This is a genomic window from Neorhizobium galegae (genome assembly GCF_017877055.1).
In the GTDB taxonomy this organism is placed as follows: Bacteria; Pseudomonadota; Alphaproteobacteria; order Rhizobiales; family Rhizobiaceae; genus Neorhizobium; species Neorhizobium galegae_D.
In genome coordinates this window covers 172,466-189,882 of the sequence record NZ_JAGIPG010000001.1, presented here as the reverse complement: position 1 = coordinate 189,882, position 17,417 = coordinate 172,466, and the positions used below count along the sequence as shown (strand labels likewise).

General features: G+C 58.1%; 13 protein-coding genes. 6 read left to right on the top strand and 7 right to left on the bottom strand.

Going from position 1 to position 17,417, the window contains the following annotated elements:
• Positions 1-8: 8 nt before the first annotated feature.
• The 3 genes from J2857_RS00850 to J2857_RS00840 form a co-directional block, all read right to left on the bottom strand.
• Positions 9-638, bottom strand: a complete 630-nt coding sequence (locus J2857_RS00850) for a serine acetyltransferase (protein ID WP_210008113.1) — start codon at positions 636-638, stop codon at positions 9-11.
• Complete coding sequence (locus J2857_RS00845) at positions 635-1,633, bottom strand: glycosyltransferase 61 family protein (RefSeq protein ID WP_210008112.1); 999 nt, start codon at positions 1,631-1,633, stop codon at positions 635-637. The genes J2857_RS00850 and J2857_RS00845 overlap by 4 nt, the downstream gene beginning before the upstream one ends.
• A gap of 313 nt (positions 1,634-1,946) precedes the next feature.
• The gene (locus tag J2857_RS00840) at positions 1,947-2,924 is read right to left on the bottom strand and encodes a hypothetical protein (protein ID WP_210008111.1); all 978 of its coding nucleotides are present in this window, start codon (positions 2,922-2,924) and stop codon (positions 1,947-1,949) included.
• Between the two features lie 367 nt (positions 2,925-3,291).
• Between J2857_RS00840 and J2857_RS00835 the strand changes: the two genes are divergently transcribed.
• The 4 genes from J2857_RS00835 (at position 3,292) to J2857_RS00820 (ending at position 7,942) form a co-directional block, all read left to right on the top strand.
• Positions 3,292-4,545, top strand: coding sequence for a polysaccharide biosynthesis/export family protein (locus tag J2857_RS00835; RefSeq protein ID WP_210008110.1), 1,254 nt, complete (start codon positions 3,292-3,294; stop codon positions 4,543-4,545).
• A 54-nt stretch (positions 4,546-4,599) separates the two neighbouring features.
• Positions 4,600-6,087: a GumC family protein gene (locus tag J2857_RS00830; protein ID WP_210008109.1), complete on the top strand. Its 1,488-nt coding sequence runs from the start codon at positions 4,600-4,602 to the stop codon at positions 6,085-6,087.
• A 68-nt stretch (positions 6,088-6,155) separates the two neighbouring features.
• Complete coding sequence (locus J2857_RS00825; protein WP_210008108.1) at positions 6,156-6,953, top strand: hypothetical protein; 798 nt, start codon at positions 6,156-6,158, stop codon at positions 6,951-6,953.
• A complete protein-coding gene (locus tag J2857_RS00820; RefSeq protein ID WP_210008107.1) occupies positions 6,953-7,942 on the top strand; it encodes a glycosyltransferase family 2 protein in 990 nt (329 codons plus the stop codon). Before J2857_RS00825 ends, J2857_RS00820 begins: the two co-directional genes overlap by 1 nt.
• A 24-nt stretch (positions 7,943-7,966) precedes the next feature.
• Here J2857_RS00820 and J2857_RS00815 read toward each other — a convergent pair whose 3' ends face one another.
• Positions 7,967-9,172, bottom strand: a complete 1,206-nt coding sequence (locus J2857_RS00815; RefSeq protein ID WP_210008106.1) for a glycosyltransferase — start codon at positions 9,170-9,172, stop codon at positions 7,967-7,969.
• Positions 9,173-9,412: 240 nt separating this feature from the next.
• Between J2857_RS00815 and J2857_RS00810 the strand changes: the two genes are divergently transcribed.
• The gene (locus J2857_RS00810) at positions 9,413-10,426 is read left to right on the top strand and encodes a glycosyltransferase family 2 protein (RefSeq protein ID WP_210008105.1); all 1,014 of its coding nucleotides are present in this window, start codon (positions 9,413-9,415) and stop codon (positions 10,424-10,426) included.
• A 41-nt stretch (positions 10,427-10,467) separates the two neighbouring features.
• Here the strand turns inward: J2857_RS00810 and J2857_RS00805 are convergent, their stop codons facing one another.
• Positions 10,468-12,045, bottom strand: coding sequence for an O-antigen ligase family protein (locus tag J2857_RS00805; protein ID WP_210008104.1), 1,578 nt, complete (start codon positions 12,043-12,045; stop codon positions 10,468-10,470).
• A gap of 292 nt (positions 12,046-12,337) precedes the next feature.
• Here J2857_RS00805 and J2857_RS00800 point away from each other — a divergent pair, with 292 nt between their 5' ends.
• Complete coding sequence (locus J2857_RS00800; protein ID WP_348635644.1) at positions 12,338-13,912, top strand: hypothetical protein; 1,575 nt, start codon at positions 12,338-12,340, stop codon at positions 13,910-13,912.
• Positions 13,913-14,004: 92 nt separating this feature from the next.
• Here J2857_RS00800 and J2857_RS00795 read toward each other — a convergent pair whose 3' ends face one another.
• Positions 14,005-15,093 carry an acyltransferase family protein gene (locus J2857_RS00795; protein WP_210008103.1) on the bottom strand — a complete coding sequence of 363 codons (1,089 nt, stop codon included), beginning with the start codon at positions 15,091-15,093 and terminating at the stop codon, positions 14,005-14,007.
• A gap of 973 nt (positions 15,094-16,066) precedes the next feature.
• Complete coding sequence (locus J2857_RS00790; protein WP_210008102.1) at positions 16,067-17,407, bottom strand: HlyD family type I secretion periplasmic adaptor subunit; 1,341 nt, start codon at positions 17,405-17,407, stop codon at positions 16,067-16,069.
• Between the last annotated feature and the right edge of the window lie 10 nt (positions 17,408-17,417).

Below are 17,417 nucleotides of genomic sequence, written 5' to 3'. Positions count from 1 at the left end.
GATGTGGATCAGGGACTGGCATCGGTCTTGGTGTGTTCGCTCGAAAACGGGCCAAGGCGGGGATAGATCTTGGCCGGGGAACCGACGACGATCGAATCCGACGGCACGTCCGTGGAGACCGCTGTATTGGCTCCTATCCGCACCCGGTCGCCGATGCGGATATCGCCAAGAATGGTGGAGTTCACCCCGATAAAGACGTCATCGCCGATCCTGGGCGCGCCGGCGCTCATGTTCGTGCCGATCGTGACATTGTGCATGATGCCGCATCGTTTTCCGATCACGGCATCCGGATGGATCGAGATCGACCCCTCGACGTGGATGATGTGAAAACCCTCGCCGAGCGTCACCTCGGCCGGAATCCACACGCGCGTGAGTGTCGAAATGACCATGTTGATCGCGCCATAGATCTTCTGCGCGAGTCGCCTGGCCATATGGCTTCGGCGGCTCCCCGCCCATCGGCCGAAGCGATAGACCAGCAGCGAAATAAAGCCGGCATTGAGGATCGTCCTGCCGTGGCGCTCGTAATCCTTCCGCACCAGTTCGCGAAACGAGGCGGGAGGCGCCTGCGGGGATACCCCGCTACTATGGTCGCGCATCGCCGCGGATTGAGGATAGAGAAAACGAAGCCGTGACGTCATGCGAGCACCATCTCCAATGTGCGGTCGATATCACTCCATTCGACGCGGAAGTTTTCGCAGGTCCCTTCGCCGACGACGAAAGCATAGCCTTGGCCCTGGCGATCGGTGATGACCTTGAGAGCTGAAACTACCCGATCTGCCGGCTGGATGACGAACAGTGCCGAATCCGGCGGCATGACCATCAGTCCGTGAACCAGATGGCTGCCTTCAACGCCGGCGACGATGCGCGCGCCGGCACAGGCGTGGATGATATCGTCAACCGACGAAGCAACCGGATCGATGATCCGAAAACCATATTTCGATGCGAACTGTTCGGCGATCTCGGTCTCGTTCGACAGCCGCCGGCTGTCTCCCCTGTTTCCCCGCAGGATGAAGACGCCGGGATGAACGGGAAAAGGCGGCGCCGATGCCAGAAGCTTTTGACGGATCTGATCGGCGCGTTTCTTCTTGCTCGCATTCTGTCCCTTATCCCTGAAAAGGACGACCTCGTCGAAATGGACATCGCTGACATGGATGGGCTTGAGGTCGAGTTTAGCGGCATATTGCGGCTCGTGCTCCCATGTGATCGGTCGCGTCGTCACCGGAGTGTCAAATTCGTCCGCCAAAGGGTAGGTCAGGCAATCATCCGAAAGCCAGTTGCCGAACCAGCGATTGCCGACCCAGCTTTCGAAGAGCGCACCGCTGGTCGAGTGCCTGGGAGGCGCATAGACAGGCAGCCGGCGGCTGCGGGGTCTAAGGCTCCTTGAGCATTTCCGCGCGTAGAGAACGCCATCGATTAAATCGATATTCTTGAGCCGGTAACCAACCGTAGCCTCCTGGGTAGTTTCATAGTTTCCCCTGAACCCCCTGATGACCTCGACGATCGGGCCGAACTGAGTGCCCTTTATACGATCGAGATGATGCGGGAGAAACTTTGCGGGACGAATGAAGCGCCGGGTCTGCGGGGCAATCGTCCAGCGATCAGCGGCAACCGCTTCGATGTCCGGGAAAGGCATCCCGGCAATTTTTCTCAGAGAATGCACGATCGGCAAAAAAGATATCAAATCGACTATCCTCGCAAAGCGCAATCAGCGTCGGACAGAGGAGGTTCCCTTGTGCGAAACTCCGCATCCCGACCAGGATATTCGCATAGCTGCCAATGGTTTCGCCGCTAATCTTTGGGCTATCGGGTTACTCATTTCGGCGTATCGGGCAACGTAGGTTCCGCCAGCCTCCAGAAGCGAGGCCATTGGTGATGCACCGATCAGATAACGAACCTCGCGCTGCCCTCCCGTGTCCGGCATCCCATTTGATGACAGTCCAAGCCGTTCACTCCAGGCCTTTGCTGAAGCGCCAGGTAAAACGGACGATATTCCGGATGCGCAGCAATTGGCTGACGAGATAGCTGCCTTCACGGGGGTAGGCGCGCGCCACATAGTTCACGTAGTGGGATGCGAAGGCAAGTGGGACCGGTGCCCGGCAATCGCCCGCCTCATTCGACCTAGTTGCTCGATAGCGTTGCATGAAGTCGGCAGCAAATAGCCTGAGCGCGTCGGCTTTCCGGGCATCGAGCGCGACGGGCGGCCGTTGCTTGCGGATATCGATTCCGTAGATCGCCGCGAAGCTCACGGCAGCCATATAGTAGGAGCCAAGTTCCGTCAGATGAACCTCGTCGGAAAAGATCGCCTCCATGCGATCCGTCACATTCCAATCCTCGAATCCGCTAAAGGCTGGATCGGACGCCAGGCGCGCGACAAGCTCGGCAAGCGCTAGGGACGTCGGGATGAAACGAATGTAACTTTTTCCGCCGGAGGCCCCGATCTTGTCGTTTACCCGGTTCACGACGCAGCGCCAGACGGACAGAGCCAGCCTCTCATACTCGATCCACGGATGGGGGTCCTCCAAAGACGAAACGCTTATCCACGGTGTGTAGAAGTATGTGATCCCAGCTGGATTGGCTGTAGCGAACGCATGATGGTAGGCATGGAGGTAACGAACAGTTTCGCTCCACATCAACGCATCCAGAACACGATGTTGTTCGGTAATGATGAGAATGTCGTAAGGCTCCTCGGGCAACGGGACGAGTCTGCCGACGGTTCGCTGCTGGATAGAAGAACCGGTCACGTTCTCCAACCTCCAGGACACCGAGATCCCTTCCTGCCGGGCTATTCCCTCCAAATGATCAGGATAGGGACGATCAGTCAGGCTGTGCCCGGACACCAGGATATGGTCTTGGTTGCTTGCCGAAAAGGCTCGAGATGGAGCGTCGAGATCACGCTCTGCCCTAGTTGGATCAGGCTTGAACATGGCCGCACCAAGGGCAAGCGCACCGACTGTGGATGTCGCGCAGGCGGCTGCCAAAATCCTCGAAAAACACATTTGAAACGGCCTCCGACGACGGTTGAGCATAGGGCATGGCGTGCCGTCGGCCGAAGCTACCTTTGCAACCAGGAGATATTGCTGAAGGTCGCCTCGACGTTTCGCAAGCTGCTCCGCTCGGGACGCACTCATCTTAAAGTCGATTAGTACTTTCAGGCTCATCCGTTAGATGGAGGATTTGGAGCCGGAAGCTTACCTCTTTGTGCTCTGTTTGCAGGTGCCGAAGGTCGCCTTAGTATAAACCGTCTTGTCCTGGTTGGACGGGAAGGGGTTACCGATCATTGGGGGTCTGTCGATGCGTGGGATAACGAGTCTCGCGGGGCTTTTGCTCTGCCTGACATTTGGGGACGTTGCTGCTCAGACGACCTACCACCTGCAACCGGGGGATACGCTGCAGGTATGGATTGCCCAGGAGCCTGAGCTGACCCGCGAGGTCGTCATAGCTCCCGATGGATGGCTGTCGTTCCCGCTTGCAGGCCATATTCAGAGCGCGGGGCTTTCCCTTTCGGAACTGGAAGCGCAACTTCTGGGACGGCTGAAGACGTATTTCAAGGACAGCCCAAATCTCACGATCATGCTGCGCCCCAACACCCAGAATCCGCAGCTGATCTATGTCCTCGGCGAGGTCGATAAGCCGGGTGAATATCCGTATCGGGCCAACATGACCGTCCTCCATGGCATCAGCGTCGCCGGCGGCGTTTATCGCATGCCCTTGCTGGCCGCCGATCAGGACCGATCAGTGGTGGTAAAACGCGAAGTCGAACACTCCGAAAAGCGCCTGCAGGAACTGCGAGCGCGCATCATCCGTCTGGAGGCGGAAATGCGCGGGGAGAAATCCCTCGGCACGGCCGAAGCCCTTGTCGCCGATCCGGCCCTTGCCCAGGAACAATCACTCCTGAACGCCCGGATGGAAGCGCTCGCCATGGAGGAGAAGGCCCAGGCCCAGGCAAACCAACTCACGGAGCGGAACAGCCTCGCGATGCAGGAGCAAGCCGATACCCTGACGAAACGGATAGACCTGGCCAAGCGTCGCCTCCAGAGCATCACCGGGCTCGTCGCCAAGGGCGTGACTGAAGGCTCCCAGCAGATGGTTCAGGAAGGCACGATTGCCGAACTCGAGGGACAGGTCAGCCGGCTGACGTCTGAAATCGCAGTCGCCGAGCGCGCAAAAATGGCGGAGATCGCCCGTTATGACAGCGCGCGCCAGGCGCAAAGGACCCAATTGCTGGTCGAACTCAATGCTGCCCAGCGCGAACAGGAAGAGGTCACCGCGCGACTTGCCGACAGCACGCGGATCATGACGATCTATGGCGAGAGCGCTGCCTCGAACCAGCAAAGAGAGCGGCGGGTGCTCGGTTATCAGATCGTGCGAACCGCCGACGGTGAAACCCGGGAGTTCGCCGCAACCGAGACGACCCCGATCCTTGCCGGCGACCTGCTACGCGTCGTCTACACCGACCCCGCGAACACCCCGGATTCCGGGGTGGTACAGCCTTTGGCCAGCGTCGAACGCCGCTCGTCCGAGGCAACGATGAGGGCGGCTCGATGAGGGAGACTTCGTGATGACCAACGTATCTCGTACGCGAAGCAATGAGGCGACAGCATGATCAACGAGTTGGGACGCAATATCCTCTATTTTATGGAGATCGCACTCGCCAAACCCTTGTATGCCATCATACCTGGTCTGGTTACTCTTGTGGTGGGGGCCTACTTCATTTACGCCATGCCTCGGAGCTATTACTCCGACGCGCTGCTTCTGATGGAATTCCATCAGATACCGACAACGCTCGTATCGCCCACTGTATCGAACGATCGCCTGCTGTTCATCGAGCAACGGGTACTGTCACGCAACAGCCTGCTGGCGCTGGCCGACAAGTATGATCTTTTTCCAAATCTACGGGAGAGCCTGCCCAAGAACAATTTTGCCGGTGTGATACGCAACCAGATCACTCTCCAGATATCGGTGACCGACGGAGCCGACCGCACCGCAAGCAATGCCTCCGTCAGGATTGGCTTCAAATATGACGATCCTGTCGTCTCCGCGAATGTGGTTGCGGACCTCGTGTCGCAGGTCATCGAAGAAAACCGGCGCATCCGCACGGCGCGTGCCTCGGAAGCGACCAGGTTCCTGACGCAGGAAGCCAATAACGTCACTCAACGTTTCCGCGAGAGGGAAGGCGTCTGGACCAGATATCTCGAAGAGAACAAAGAATCCCATCCCACCCGGGTCCCGACGCTGCTGATCGAACTTCAGACCAAGGAACTGGAACTCTCCACACTCGATCGGGCGGCCATTGCGCTGAAAGAGGAGATCGGGATCTATGAGGCGCAGCTGCGCATGGGCGTCGGACAGACGACCGAGATTACGCGTTTTCACGGACAGCTCCTCGATCTCGAGCGTGATTTCGCAGTCAAGTCCGTGATTTATTCGGACACCCATCCACAAATCCGGGCCATGAAGCAACGCCTCGAGGAGATGCGGGCCCAGGTCGCACCCGCGCCGCGCGGTACCTCGGCGGACATGCCGACGCCTGAACAGATCAAGACGCTTTCACCCGAGCTCATGCTGATTGCGGAACGTATCGCGGTGGCAAAGCCACGCCAGGAACAGAACGTCGCGCAAAGGAATTCCATCGTGGAACGCATCGCCCGGCTGCGGCAGCTCATCTCTCACGCTCCCGAAGTTGGAGCGCAGATCGAAGCGAATGAAGCCGAGAAGGCCTCGCTGCAGCGAAACATGGACGAGATGCAGAGCAAACTTGATGCCGCGCGTCTCGGCGAGCGCCTGGAGGAAGGCGATGCCGCCCAGCAGATCGAGGTGATCGAGGAGCCGGAAGTTGCAAAAGCCTCTTCAGGACCGCGGCGGCTCTATTTGGCTGCCGTGCTTTGCGCTGCGGCGGCGATGGTCGCGACTGCGGGAATTTACGCTGGGCACCTGTTTGACCGAACCGTTCGCGGCACGTTTGATCTCAGCCACGCTCTGGCGGGAGAAGTGCTGGTGGTCATTCCACATTGGAAGCCGAAGCGACGCGTAGCCAGGGCGTTCCGGAATTCGGCATTCACCGAGCCAAGTCCGATTGCGGGAGGGTGACATCATTCGAATCCGGCAGGACCGCCTTCAGTTGAAAATCGTATCGATGGGATAGGGCAGGGAATTTTATGGAAATCATCAAGAATATCTCAGCTCGAGGAAGAATGGCGGAAAGGCTGGACGGGACCGGTCTCGCCGGGCTGAATGCCGGCTACCTCAACGGCTCGGTCAATGGAATCCATCCTCACGAGGAATGTCCGCCGCTGCCGGACCTTTCGCCGGTGTCTCCCACCTTTCTGTATGCCAATCGCATCATCGCTTTCGACAGCGACAGCTCGATGGCGCACGCCTATGACGTCCTGCGAAACCAGCTGCTGAACGAACACAAGAACCAGGACACGCGGGTGATCTCGGTGACCGCCCCGACGATCGGTTGCGGCACCACCGTAACCGCCATCAACCTGGCGCTTAGCTTTGCCCGCGTACCCGGATCCAATGTCCTGCTGGTCGACGCAAACCTCCGGGACCCCGCAGTGGGCGATCTACTCGGACTGTCGCCTCGCCCGCCATTCGAGGACCCGATCCGCGGGTGGCTCACGACGCTGGACATTCGAGGCCTTCATTGCCATCTGCTGCGCACCGCTTGGGGGCCGGGCAGAGTCCCGCTGCCGGCGGACCTGGCGCGCATGACGGCGCAGATCGAATTCGTGCGACAGATGCTGAAGCCGACGATCGTTCTCTTCGATCTGCCGCCGATGTTGAGTTCGGACGAGGTGATCCCGTTCGTCGACATGTCTGACACCGCCGTGATCGTACTCGCCATCGGTAAGTCAAAGCTTCCAGAACTGGAAATCTGCCGGAGCTATCTCGGCTCCGAAAAAAGCATGCAGGTGGTCCTGAACAAGACGAAGAGGCATGGCCTTTGATGGATGTCGAACATAGCCGGCAAGACGACGCCTCGCGGTTGAAACTGGTCGTCGTCATCGTCAACTATCGGACCGCCGACCTGACTGTCGATTGCCTTGCGTCCTTAAGCGTTCCCGGTACGGTGCCGGATGGGACACGGATCATTGCCGCCGATGGGGGGTCTGGCGATGGCTCGGCCGAGATTATTGCGGCCGCCATAAAGGCGAATGCCTGGACGAACGCCACGTGTCTCCCGCTCGACACGAATGGCGGTTTTGCCTACGGCAACAACCGCGCCATCGAATATGTCGTCGGGAACTTCGGCCGGCCGGACTATATCCTGCTCCTCAATCCCGATACCATCGCTCGCCCCGGCAGCATTTCCCGTCTGGTGGAATTCATGGACGGCAAGCCTGATGCCGGCATTGCCGGCAGCCGCCTGGAACATCCGGACGGGCGGGGCCAGGCCTGCGCTTTCCGCTTTCCCTCGATTGCCAATGAATTCGAAAGCGAGGTCAAGCTAGGCCCGGTTACTCGCCTGCTCGAGCGCTGGCGTATCGCCCCCGACATGCCGAAGGAGCCGAGCCGGATCGACTGGGTTTCCGGGGCCAGCCTGATGATCAGGACAGAGGTCCTGGACCAGATCGGCATGCTCGATGAAGGCTATTTCCTCTATTACGAGGAGGTCGATTTCTGTATCCGGGCAGCGCGTGCCGGATGGTCCTGCTGGCACGTGCCCCAAAGCCGCGTCATCCACCTGGTGGGCCAATCGACGGGCGTGACGCGCCACATCAATCCATCCAGGCGGCCGGCCTATTGGTTCGAGTCCCGGCGGCGCTACCATCTCAAGCATCATGGCGCCATGTTCTCGGCCCTCTCCGACCTTGCCTGGCTTTGCGGACATATCGGCTGGCGCATCCGCCTCCTCGCAGAAGGCAAGCCCCCAAGCGGACCGCCGCATCTGCTGCAGGATTTCATTCGCCACTCGGGGCCATTTCACAAGGTTTGACCGCTTTCGCAAACAGCAAGCGGCTCAAACAGCTCCCGGCCGGGCCATCAGTATTTCCAACGCCGCCGCCGACCTGTTGATGTCATGGCGTTCGAGCGTCCGGCGCCGCCCCGCCTGGCCTTTACGAAACAGCTCGACATCGCTTGCGAACAGGGCCTGCCGCATTGCACCGGTCAGCGCCTCCAGATCACCTGCGGGAACGAGCCAGCCGTTGTCCGGTTGAACGAGTTCCGGGATGCCGGCGATATAGGTCGAGATCACCGGACGCTTCAGAGCCATGCTTTCCATCAGCACGACGGGGAGGCCTTCCGCGAAACTTGGCAGGACCAGAGCCTTGGCTCGAAGAATTTCGCTGCGCACATCGTCCTGCGAGATCGTGCCGGTCAGCACGACCGTATCGCCGAGACCGAGCCGTTCGATTTCATATCCGATTTCAGCCCGCAACGGGCCATCGCCAACAAGGACGAGTTGGAAGCGCATTCCCTCTGCCCGCAGCTTTGCCGTCGCCTGAAGCAGAAGGAGATGGCCTTTCTGTTCGGATAGCCGGGCGATACAGACGAGACGTTGACCGGTGCCGTGCTCATCCACGTCGTCGTTCAGATAGCGCTGGTCAATGCCGCAATGGACGACCTCGATCTTCCGCCAATCTCCAAGGTCGGCCCAGCGCAGCAGCTGGCTGCGACCATAGGAGCTGACAGCGACGACGAATGACGAAGCCCTGATCTTGTCGCCGAGCCCCAGCATTTCGGGCCGATCGAATTCCTCCGGACCATGGACCGTGAAACTGAACTTCATGCCGCCGATCTGATGCGCCAATGTCGCAACCGTCGCGGGGTTAGTGCCGAAATGCACGTGAAGGTGATCGATCTCGTCCCTGCGGCACCAATCGGCCAGGATCATCGCTTCGAAGAAATAGACCAGATGGTGCAGGTAACGTCCACCGGACGTCCTCGCGAACCGGTACGCACCTCCCAATGCTTTCAACGAATTCCCAGGGCGGGCCAGCAGTTGGCGGGCGACGCTTGCCATGGCCCGTATCATCGGGGTGCGCAGGATATGGCTGGTACGTCGAGCTTCTCCAATGTCGTCGGAATCCTTCAGGACGCCACGAAAGGGACGCACCGCATATCGTTCGACCCGATGCCCCCTCGCCTCCAGCGCTACGATTTCGCGCCGTATGAACGTGTGGCTCGGCGCCGGATACTGGTTGGTGAAATACGCAATCCGCATTCCACAAACATCCCTTCATCTCTGCCGATCGCCGGCAATTCCCCTTGGATCCGGTATAGCAAAAACGGCTTTGTGGGCTCAGTGCGACAAAGAGCTTAACGCCGCGGTTCCGGCTTCCACCAAAGAGGTAAATTTACAGCCGCGATCCCAAATTCTACAGATAGAATATGGGCTTATCACGTTGGTAGGCTGGAGATCGCTGATGACGACCGCCAAACCAACCGCCGGGAATACGCACACATGGACACAGATATCCTGATGCACCGCAACTATTCCGGGGTCGGTGCCGATGTCGGCATCGTCGTGATTGGACGCAACGAAGGACAGCGTCTCATCGACTGCCTCAATTCACTCAAAACCCATCGCGAGCGTACGGTCTACGTGGATTCAGCCTCGTCCGACGGAAGCGCCGAGGCGGCAGCTGAATTCTGCGCGGAGGTAGTGCCGCTGGACATGACAATTCCCTTCACCGCGGCCCGCGCACGCAATGCAGGTTTCGACGCCGTCATGCGGCGCTGGCCCGATACCGTCTTTGTGCAGTTCCTGGATGGGGACTGCGAGCTCGACATCGGATGGATCGCGACCGCCACGACCTTCCTGGTCATGCGCAAGGATGTCGCGCTGGTCTTCGGGCGACGGCGCGAACGATATCCTGAACGCACCATCTTCAATGCGATGTGTGACCGCGAATGGGACGGGCCGCCGGGCGAAGTCCCGGCATGCGGCGGCGACATCCTCATCAGAGCCTCCGTCCTCGAGGATCTCGGAGGTTACTCCGGCGGACTGATCGCGGGAGAAGAGCCGGAACTTTGCATCCGCCTGCGCGAGAGAGGCTGGAAGATCTGGCGCATTCCCTCCGAGATGACACGCCACGATGCGGATATAAGCCGCCTGAGCCAATGGTGGCGAAGAAGCGTACGCTGCGGGCATGCCTACGCGCAGGTATCTCATCTCCATCGGAGATCACCATCCCGGATATGGACGAGAAATCTCCGGCGCGCAGTTTTCTGGGGCGGATTGCTGCCGCTCGTTGCGATCGCCGGAGCGGCTTTTCATCCCGCTGCCCTGGCGCTCCTGTTGCTCTATCCGCTCCAGCTGTTGCGCCTGGCTCGGCGTGCGCGACCGGCGTTCGGGAGCTCTTTGCTTTTTGCAGCTTTCGACGTCCTGGGAAAATTCCCGGAAATGCAGGGCATCGCGCAATTCTACCTAAACCGGCTGATCAATCGTCGGCAGCGGCTCATCGAGTATAAATAGTTCAAACCTATACGCCCGATAAGGTCGTACCTTGCGTCCCTTCAGTGCGTGCCCAATACGCGCATCTTCTTTCTGCCATCGTCCAGGGAATCGTGACGGGCCAATGGACTGATCGAGCCAAGAACCTTCAGAGGTTTCGGGACCTGCTGTGGAAGGTCCTCCCGATCCCCGGCGAAGCCTGGCGCGAGAATTGCTGCGCACATGGCGGAGAAAGTCCAATATATATAGGGTATGACAGATACGCTGCTGGTTGTAACGATGACCAAGAGCATCGCGATCAGGAGACCCAGAACTGCTTTGTAGTTCACCGCATCCGAGTTATCGCCGAATGATTTGCGAGCCAGCCTCGCCGAAACCCCGAAAAAATATAAGGTAAACAGGAACAAGCCAATTAGTCCATAATATAGCGCGATTTGAAGATAGGTATTTACTATATCGATGATGCCTTGCCCTTGTATCATGGTCTGCATTTCGGGTTCTTTCAGAAATGAATCCGACCCAAACAGCGGATAACGTTCGATAACTATTAAGGAGTTTTCGAAAAGGCTGGATCTATAAGTCTCGCTACCTTTGTCTGCCGATCCGACAAACGGAAGCAAATTTATAAAACGGTCAAGAAACGGGGGATGCAGGAACAGCACCGAGACCATTCCGGGCAGACATGCAAGAGCAAGCTTGAAAGACCTCTTCGGACCAGTAATGGCCAGGAACAGGACGCACAGTGCAAAGCCCAGCCACGGGCCTCGTGATACGCTCGAAAGTAGGCCGAGCACCAGTACGCTTAGCGCCACATAACGCCAGATACCCAGCGGGGCTGGACTTCGGAGAGCCAGGAGACAACCGGCTCCAGTCATGCAGACGAAGCCGAATGCGATCGCTTCGATAGACGTGACTGAAGCACGCAAGAGCCCGTCTCGAAAAAGATAGGCGGTTTTAAGAAACACGTCCCATTCCTGGACGACGACATAATAAACGCGCCAGCTTTTCCATATCTCCAAAACCCCGATGGCGCTCAAGGGCAGAACACCAATTACGAAGGCGAGGAGTGCTTTGTTCATATCAAGGCCCGAGCGTATCACTCGGCTGAAAACAAAATAAGGAAGGCAGATGTCGAGAAAATTGCCGGCCAGGATTCGGAGAATGGAATTGAAATCTCCCAGCCTTACAGAGAGCAGCGAAGTATACCCGAGAAACGCGACCACAAGAACGTCCAAGCCCCGAAATTCCCGGACATCTCGGTCCCTCCACAACCTCAGCGCAACCGGCAGGAGGATTGTAATCGCCAGCCAACGAGGAGGGTCGAGTTCGAGGATCTTGTTGAAGACCCCGGGTATGCCGCTGGGGATGGGCACGCAGGGTGCAACAAACATCAGCACTATATAAAGAAAAGCCGGCTGCTTGGAGTACCGGTGAACATAAATGCTCAAGAGAGCCAGGCCGACGGCGAAGTCAAGAAAACCTCTGGATAGAAAGGTGATGACGGTCGCCAACAGCCAGAAATTTCGCCAAAGGCGGAATTCAGCCGCGCCGATTATCGGCAACGCTATCTTACCGCCGACATAAAGGACAGGAGCACTGACGACCAGTATATAGCCAAGAGAGCGCAGAAATTCTGGCATCTAGCGTCTCTTGCCTTGCTGCAATGATCTGAGGAACGCCCGCATATCGTATATTTTCCCTGCCACCCGCTGCCAACGAGCAAGATACCCCGCTCCGCGGAAATGCTACTCATTCGGCTGCAGGTCGCCACACGGTAAAAGGGATTTCCGCCTACTAACTTTGGAGGCGAGATACGACTAATGCGTACCTTGTTTGCGGTCGCCTTCTATTATCTCGTCACTGGCAGTGGACACCTAAGTTCCGCGATAGGCACCGCAACAGATATCCGAGCGAATACGGAGAACATCTGCCGTGAACCGCCGAACGCTTCTTCAAATTCTGGCAGGTCTTGCAGCCGCCGAACCTTTCAACGGCTTTTCGTTTGCGCAAGCCTCGGCCAGGGAGGATTATCCAGGTCGTTTGGGCGTGAACCTGAGCCCAATGAATTATTGGGCGACCGAGCAGGTTTTCTCCGACCTGGCCTACAATGCTTCGCGCTGGCGCGTGCAGATAAAAGGCGCGCCCTTCACATGGGACACGCCGCTACCGCCGATGACACCGGACGGTTACCCGTTGAAAGTCCCGGAAAACTCTACGATCGAGAGTTTCCTGATTTTCTCTCCTGAACGGAGAAATCTACCTGTAAATCTCTCCGTTTTTTACGATGGCAAAGGTAAACTCGGATATCGCGAAGGCGCCGAACTGGAGGCGCGTCTGCCTGGACGCGACGATGTGCGAAATCTCCGCAAGAACGAGGCTTTCACCACAATCATGATGGAAACCGATCCCTCCGATCCGGTTCGCAACATCCGTGTCTACGAACGAGACAAAAGGCCCACGCAACGGTTTCGCGAACCGTTCCTCAGGCGGTTGAAGCGGATGTCTACGCTCCGCTTCATGGACTGGATGGCCACCAATAACTCGCCTGTCCGCAGCTGGGTTGATCGGCCACGTGTGGGTTACTTCGGCAAATCCGATGCCGGAACGCCGCTTGAGTACATGATCGAGTTGAGCAACGAACTGCAAATCGACCCTTGGTTCAATATGCCTCACCAGGCCGATGATGATTACATACGCCGGTTCGCAGAGCAGGTGAAGGACGGCTTAGACGGAAGTCTGATGGTCAATGTCGAGTACTCCAACGAGGTCTGGAACTCGGGCTTCGACCAGGCGGAGTACGCGAGGGAAAAGGGCCTCGCACTTGGACTTTCGAGCAATGAGTTCGAAGCCCAACTGCGCTACTACGCCCAGCGTACGACAGAAATTCTCGCCATCTGGAAAGACGTATTTCGTGAACAGGCACAAAGGATCGTCGGGATTTATTCTGCGCAATCCGTGAATGATTGGACCAGTGAAACGATACTATCGTGGAAGGGCGTGCGGGCGCATGCGGACGTACTCGCAATCGCCCCCTATTTCGGCGGCGGTCTCGGTTCGCCTGAGCGGGCTGAGGAGGTCTCCAGGTGGCCTTTAACCCAGCTGTTCGCAGAACTTGAACGAGAGGTATTAAACGACAATCGAAAGGTCATCGAGACCCAGGCTTCCGTTGCCAGGAAGTATGGCGTCAAGCTTTACGCCTATGAAGGAGGACAACATCTTGTCGGACATAGTGGCGCAGAAAACAACGAGAGGATGACAAACCTCTTCATAGCCGCTAATCGTGACCGACGGATGGGGGATCTCTATCTCCTCCATCTGAATATCTGGCAAAGATCCGGCGGGGATACTTACGCCCTATATTCTTCAATGACGGACTCGAGCAAATGGGGCAGCTGGGGGCTGCTGGAAAATGAAAGCGACAGTAATCCGAAGTGGCTGGCAGTAGAGAAAATCCTCATGCGAAGGGAGCTTCGCTCGGAACCTGACTCGGTAAGGGTTCAGCGATAGCTCTTCCCGCAGGCCGTCCAGTGATGAGCCGTATATGGATGACCGCGATCCACGCCTCGGCTGAGGCGTTTGCCTGAACTGATCTCCCTGATTTAGATACCTGCTCGTCCTTGCTCGATGAGCGGTGCGACGGTCTGCGAAGGCAGGTCTGGGGCCTTGCGCTGGCCGAGTCGTTTCGACAATTCCATGCTGGGCCGCTCTATCAGCAACCAGAATATAGCGGCAAAGGCAACGCAACCGAGCAGCGACACCACCCACCAAATGAGGGCCTCCAGCGGCGAGCGGGCTCCGGCCATCGCGGCGACCCGAAACACCGCGCCGATAACCAGGTTGTGGGTCAGGTAGAGCGAGTAGGAGATCAGCCCCAGGAACTGCAACCATCGCCAGTTCAGCCCGGAACCGATCCGGCCGGAGACAGCCGCGCCGAAAATACCGAGCGCGGCGGCCGAACAGACCACACCAAAGGCATTTCCCCATAAAACGCCTGCAAGCAAGATTACGCCGGCATAGGCTCCGAAAAACGGGGCCAGTTTCGGCTGCCGCCATGCCCAATAGGCCATCACGCCGAGAAGAAAGCCATACCAGAGCGGCAGGAAGAGCCCCGGCCATACGTCCGGGCCGAAGCCAAGCGGCCAGAAAAGACTGATGATACACGCTGCGACGACCAAAAGCGTTCTGAACCCGCTCATGCTCATGAGCAGCGCGTAGACGAGGTAGAACTGGATTTCGAGGCAAAGCGTCCAATACACAGTACTGATCGCCGGATACCCGAGCAGGTCCTGAAGATAGAAGAGGTGGGAAACGATCTGGGGAACGGTGAGGTTGGGCATCTGCTTACCAGCGACCAGATATGACGACAGCGCAGCAAAGGCGATGGTCACAGCGATGGAGCCCCAGTAGGCCGGATCCAGCCGAAGCGACCGCCTGAGGGTGAAACGGCCGAACTCCGGAAACGACATGGGTTTATCGTAGAGTGAATGGGCGATGACGAAACCGCTGAGTACGAAGAATACCGCAACGCCGAGCCCGCCGGTCGATAACACCGTCTCAACCCAGACAGGGAAGATTTCGAGGAGGCTTTTCACGTGGCCGGCCGAAACCACGTGATAAACGACAACCCCCGTCGCTGCTACGCCGCGCAATGCGTCGACCACCGTAAAACGCCCGACCCGCCTGTCCATCGCGCGCCCTCCTTTTTGCTGCGACAGAAACTAACAGCAACTTCCGGATGCTGGTAGATAAGCACCCACTCCCAATTAGGTGGCTGGCGCAGCGCCTCTTGGCGATGTCGGCAGCGTCAATTCGCCCATAAGGCTAAGCACCTGCCCGACCGAGAATGGTGTGGTTCAAAGAAGCGACCTCCAGACCGCGGCACACGCCGCAGAATGAGGCCGCCAGGATCGACGGACACCCCCGACCGTCCCCGTCCCGGGGCAGCCCGCCATATCACGCTTTCATGGCAATAATACTCGAACCGCATCGCGGTGGGCGGATGGTCGCCTGAACAACTGACCGGCTGCCTATGTTGGCAACCGGTCAGTCTACTACGCCGAAACCCGAGGCGTTCTGCTCAAGTCCGCAATATAAAATACCACAATCATAGATCGACGATATTGCAATCAGGCCACACCTCAAGTGTAATTTTCCGACGCCTAATTTAGACGAACGAATGCCGAATGAATTTCCGGCCAGTTCCGTGTACATTTCCCGAAGTCGCCTGTCAAAAGACACAAATCAACCTGTGATTATTAAATCTTGCCATAGATACAACGATTGAGAGAACCTAATCCTTTTGATTGAGTTGATGTCTGTTGCAGATAAGGGAATAATACTTTTGCCAAATAGACTGCTGAAGGCTCGAACGGGAAAAACGGTCGGGCCTTCTCCTTTTGGTGGACCTGACATTTATCAATGCTCGTGGTGTTATGTTGTCCGAGGCGTCCAGTCAGCCTCAAGTATTTCCCGTTTTGCGGACGCCCTCGCTGCTTCATCGGCGGGGGTTTCTTTTAGGAAAGCCCGCCACCCGCCCGTCTCCGGAGCGAATGGCTGCAAGCGTGCGAAGGCGAACGGCTTTACGGGACGTGCATTGCGGACAGCAAAGCCTACGCCTTTAGAGGTAGCCCCTCTGGCGCGTGCTTGAGCGGGTGAGGCTTATCAGCGTTCGGTGAACGCCCTCGACATGCTGTCTACGACCGGCTTGACCAAATAGCTGAAGAATGTCCTGACCGCAGTCTGGATCATGATTTCCGCAGGCATGCCGGGTTGCGGAGTAAATCCCTTGATGCGGGCGATCTCATCGGACGAGATATTGATGCGCGCGACATAGACGTCGTGGTTTGAGAGCCCTGCCTTGCTATCCTCCATTGCGTCCGCGGAGACATAGAACACCTCGCCCTGCAGGACCGGAGTGGTGCGCTGGTTCAATGCGATGAGGCGGACCGTGGCTTTCTGGCCGACTTTGACGCTGTCGATCTCGTTGCGAGGCACCTTTGCCTCGATGATCAACGGCACGCCGGCAGGCAGGATCTCCATGATCCCCTTGCCGCTTTCGATAACGCCGCCCGTCGTATGATAGTATGTCCGCACCACAGTGCCGGACACCGGAGCAAGGATCGTCGCGCGGCGCAGAACGTCATCGGCTTCGCGTGATTGTTCACGCGCCGCATCACGCTCGCCCTGGATCGACTGCAAGCGGTCGAGCGCTTCCTCCCGATATGTCTCCTCGGCGCGCATGATCTCCTGCTGTCCCTTCAGGAGCTGGGCCCCGGTTTCCGATATCTCCGCCTCCAGTCGGCCGATCTGCCCTTCGGCATCCGCGATCGCCCGCTGAAGCGCCCTGACCTCGGTTGCCCGCAGCAATCCCTTGGTCAACAGAACCCGCTTGATATCGTATTCCTCCTTGAGCATCGCAAGCTGGCGAGACATGGCCTCGCGGTGCCGGACATAGCCTTCGCTGCGGAACTCCAGCGCCTTCATGTTCTGCTTCAGCAGAGAAAGCTCGGTCGCCAGCTTCATGCGCTGGGCCTTGAAGTTGAGCTGCTGGGTGAGGATGATCGCAGAAACATCCGGGTCATCCCTGAAATCGTTCAGGTATGACGAAATCACCATCGAGTCGGCACCCTCGGATTGAGCGGTAAGCCGGGCGGCCGTGGCTTCCAGCCTGGCACGCCTGAGGAAGAATTCCCGTTTCTTGGCCTGCGAGGCGGTCTCGTCAAGCCTGACCACCGGTTGGTTCTCGACAACCTGGTCGCCTTCGCTGACCAGCAGCTCCCTGATGATCCCGCCCTCGAAATGCTGCACGATCTTGTTGCGGCCGGTCGCGACGAAACTGCCCTGGGCAATGACGGCCGCCGCAAGCGGGGCCGTCGCAGCCCAGGTGCCGAAACCGCCGAAGGCTATGGCCGTCAGCGCCAGACCGGTCACCGTCTGTTTCCAGACCGACCTGGGAACCTCCGAGTACCATTCGAGATCATGTACCTTGGCAATAGCAGACATGCCTCAACCC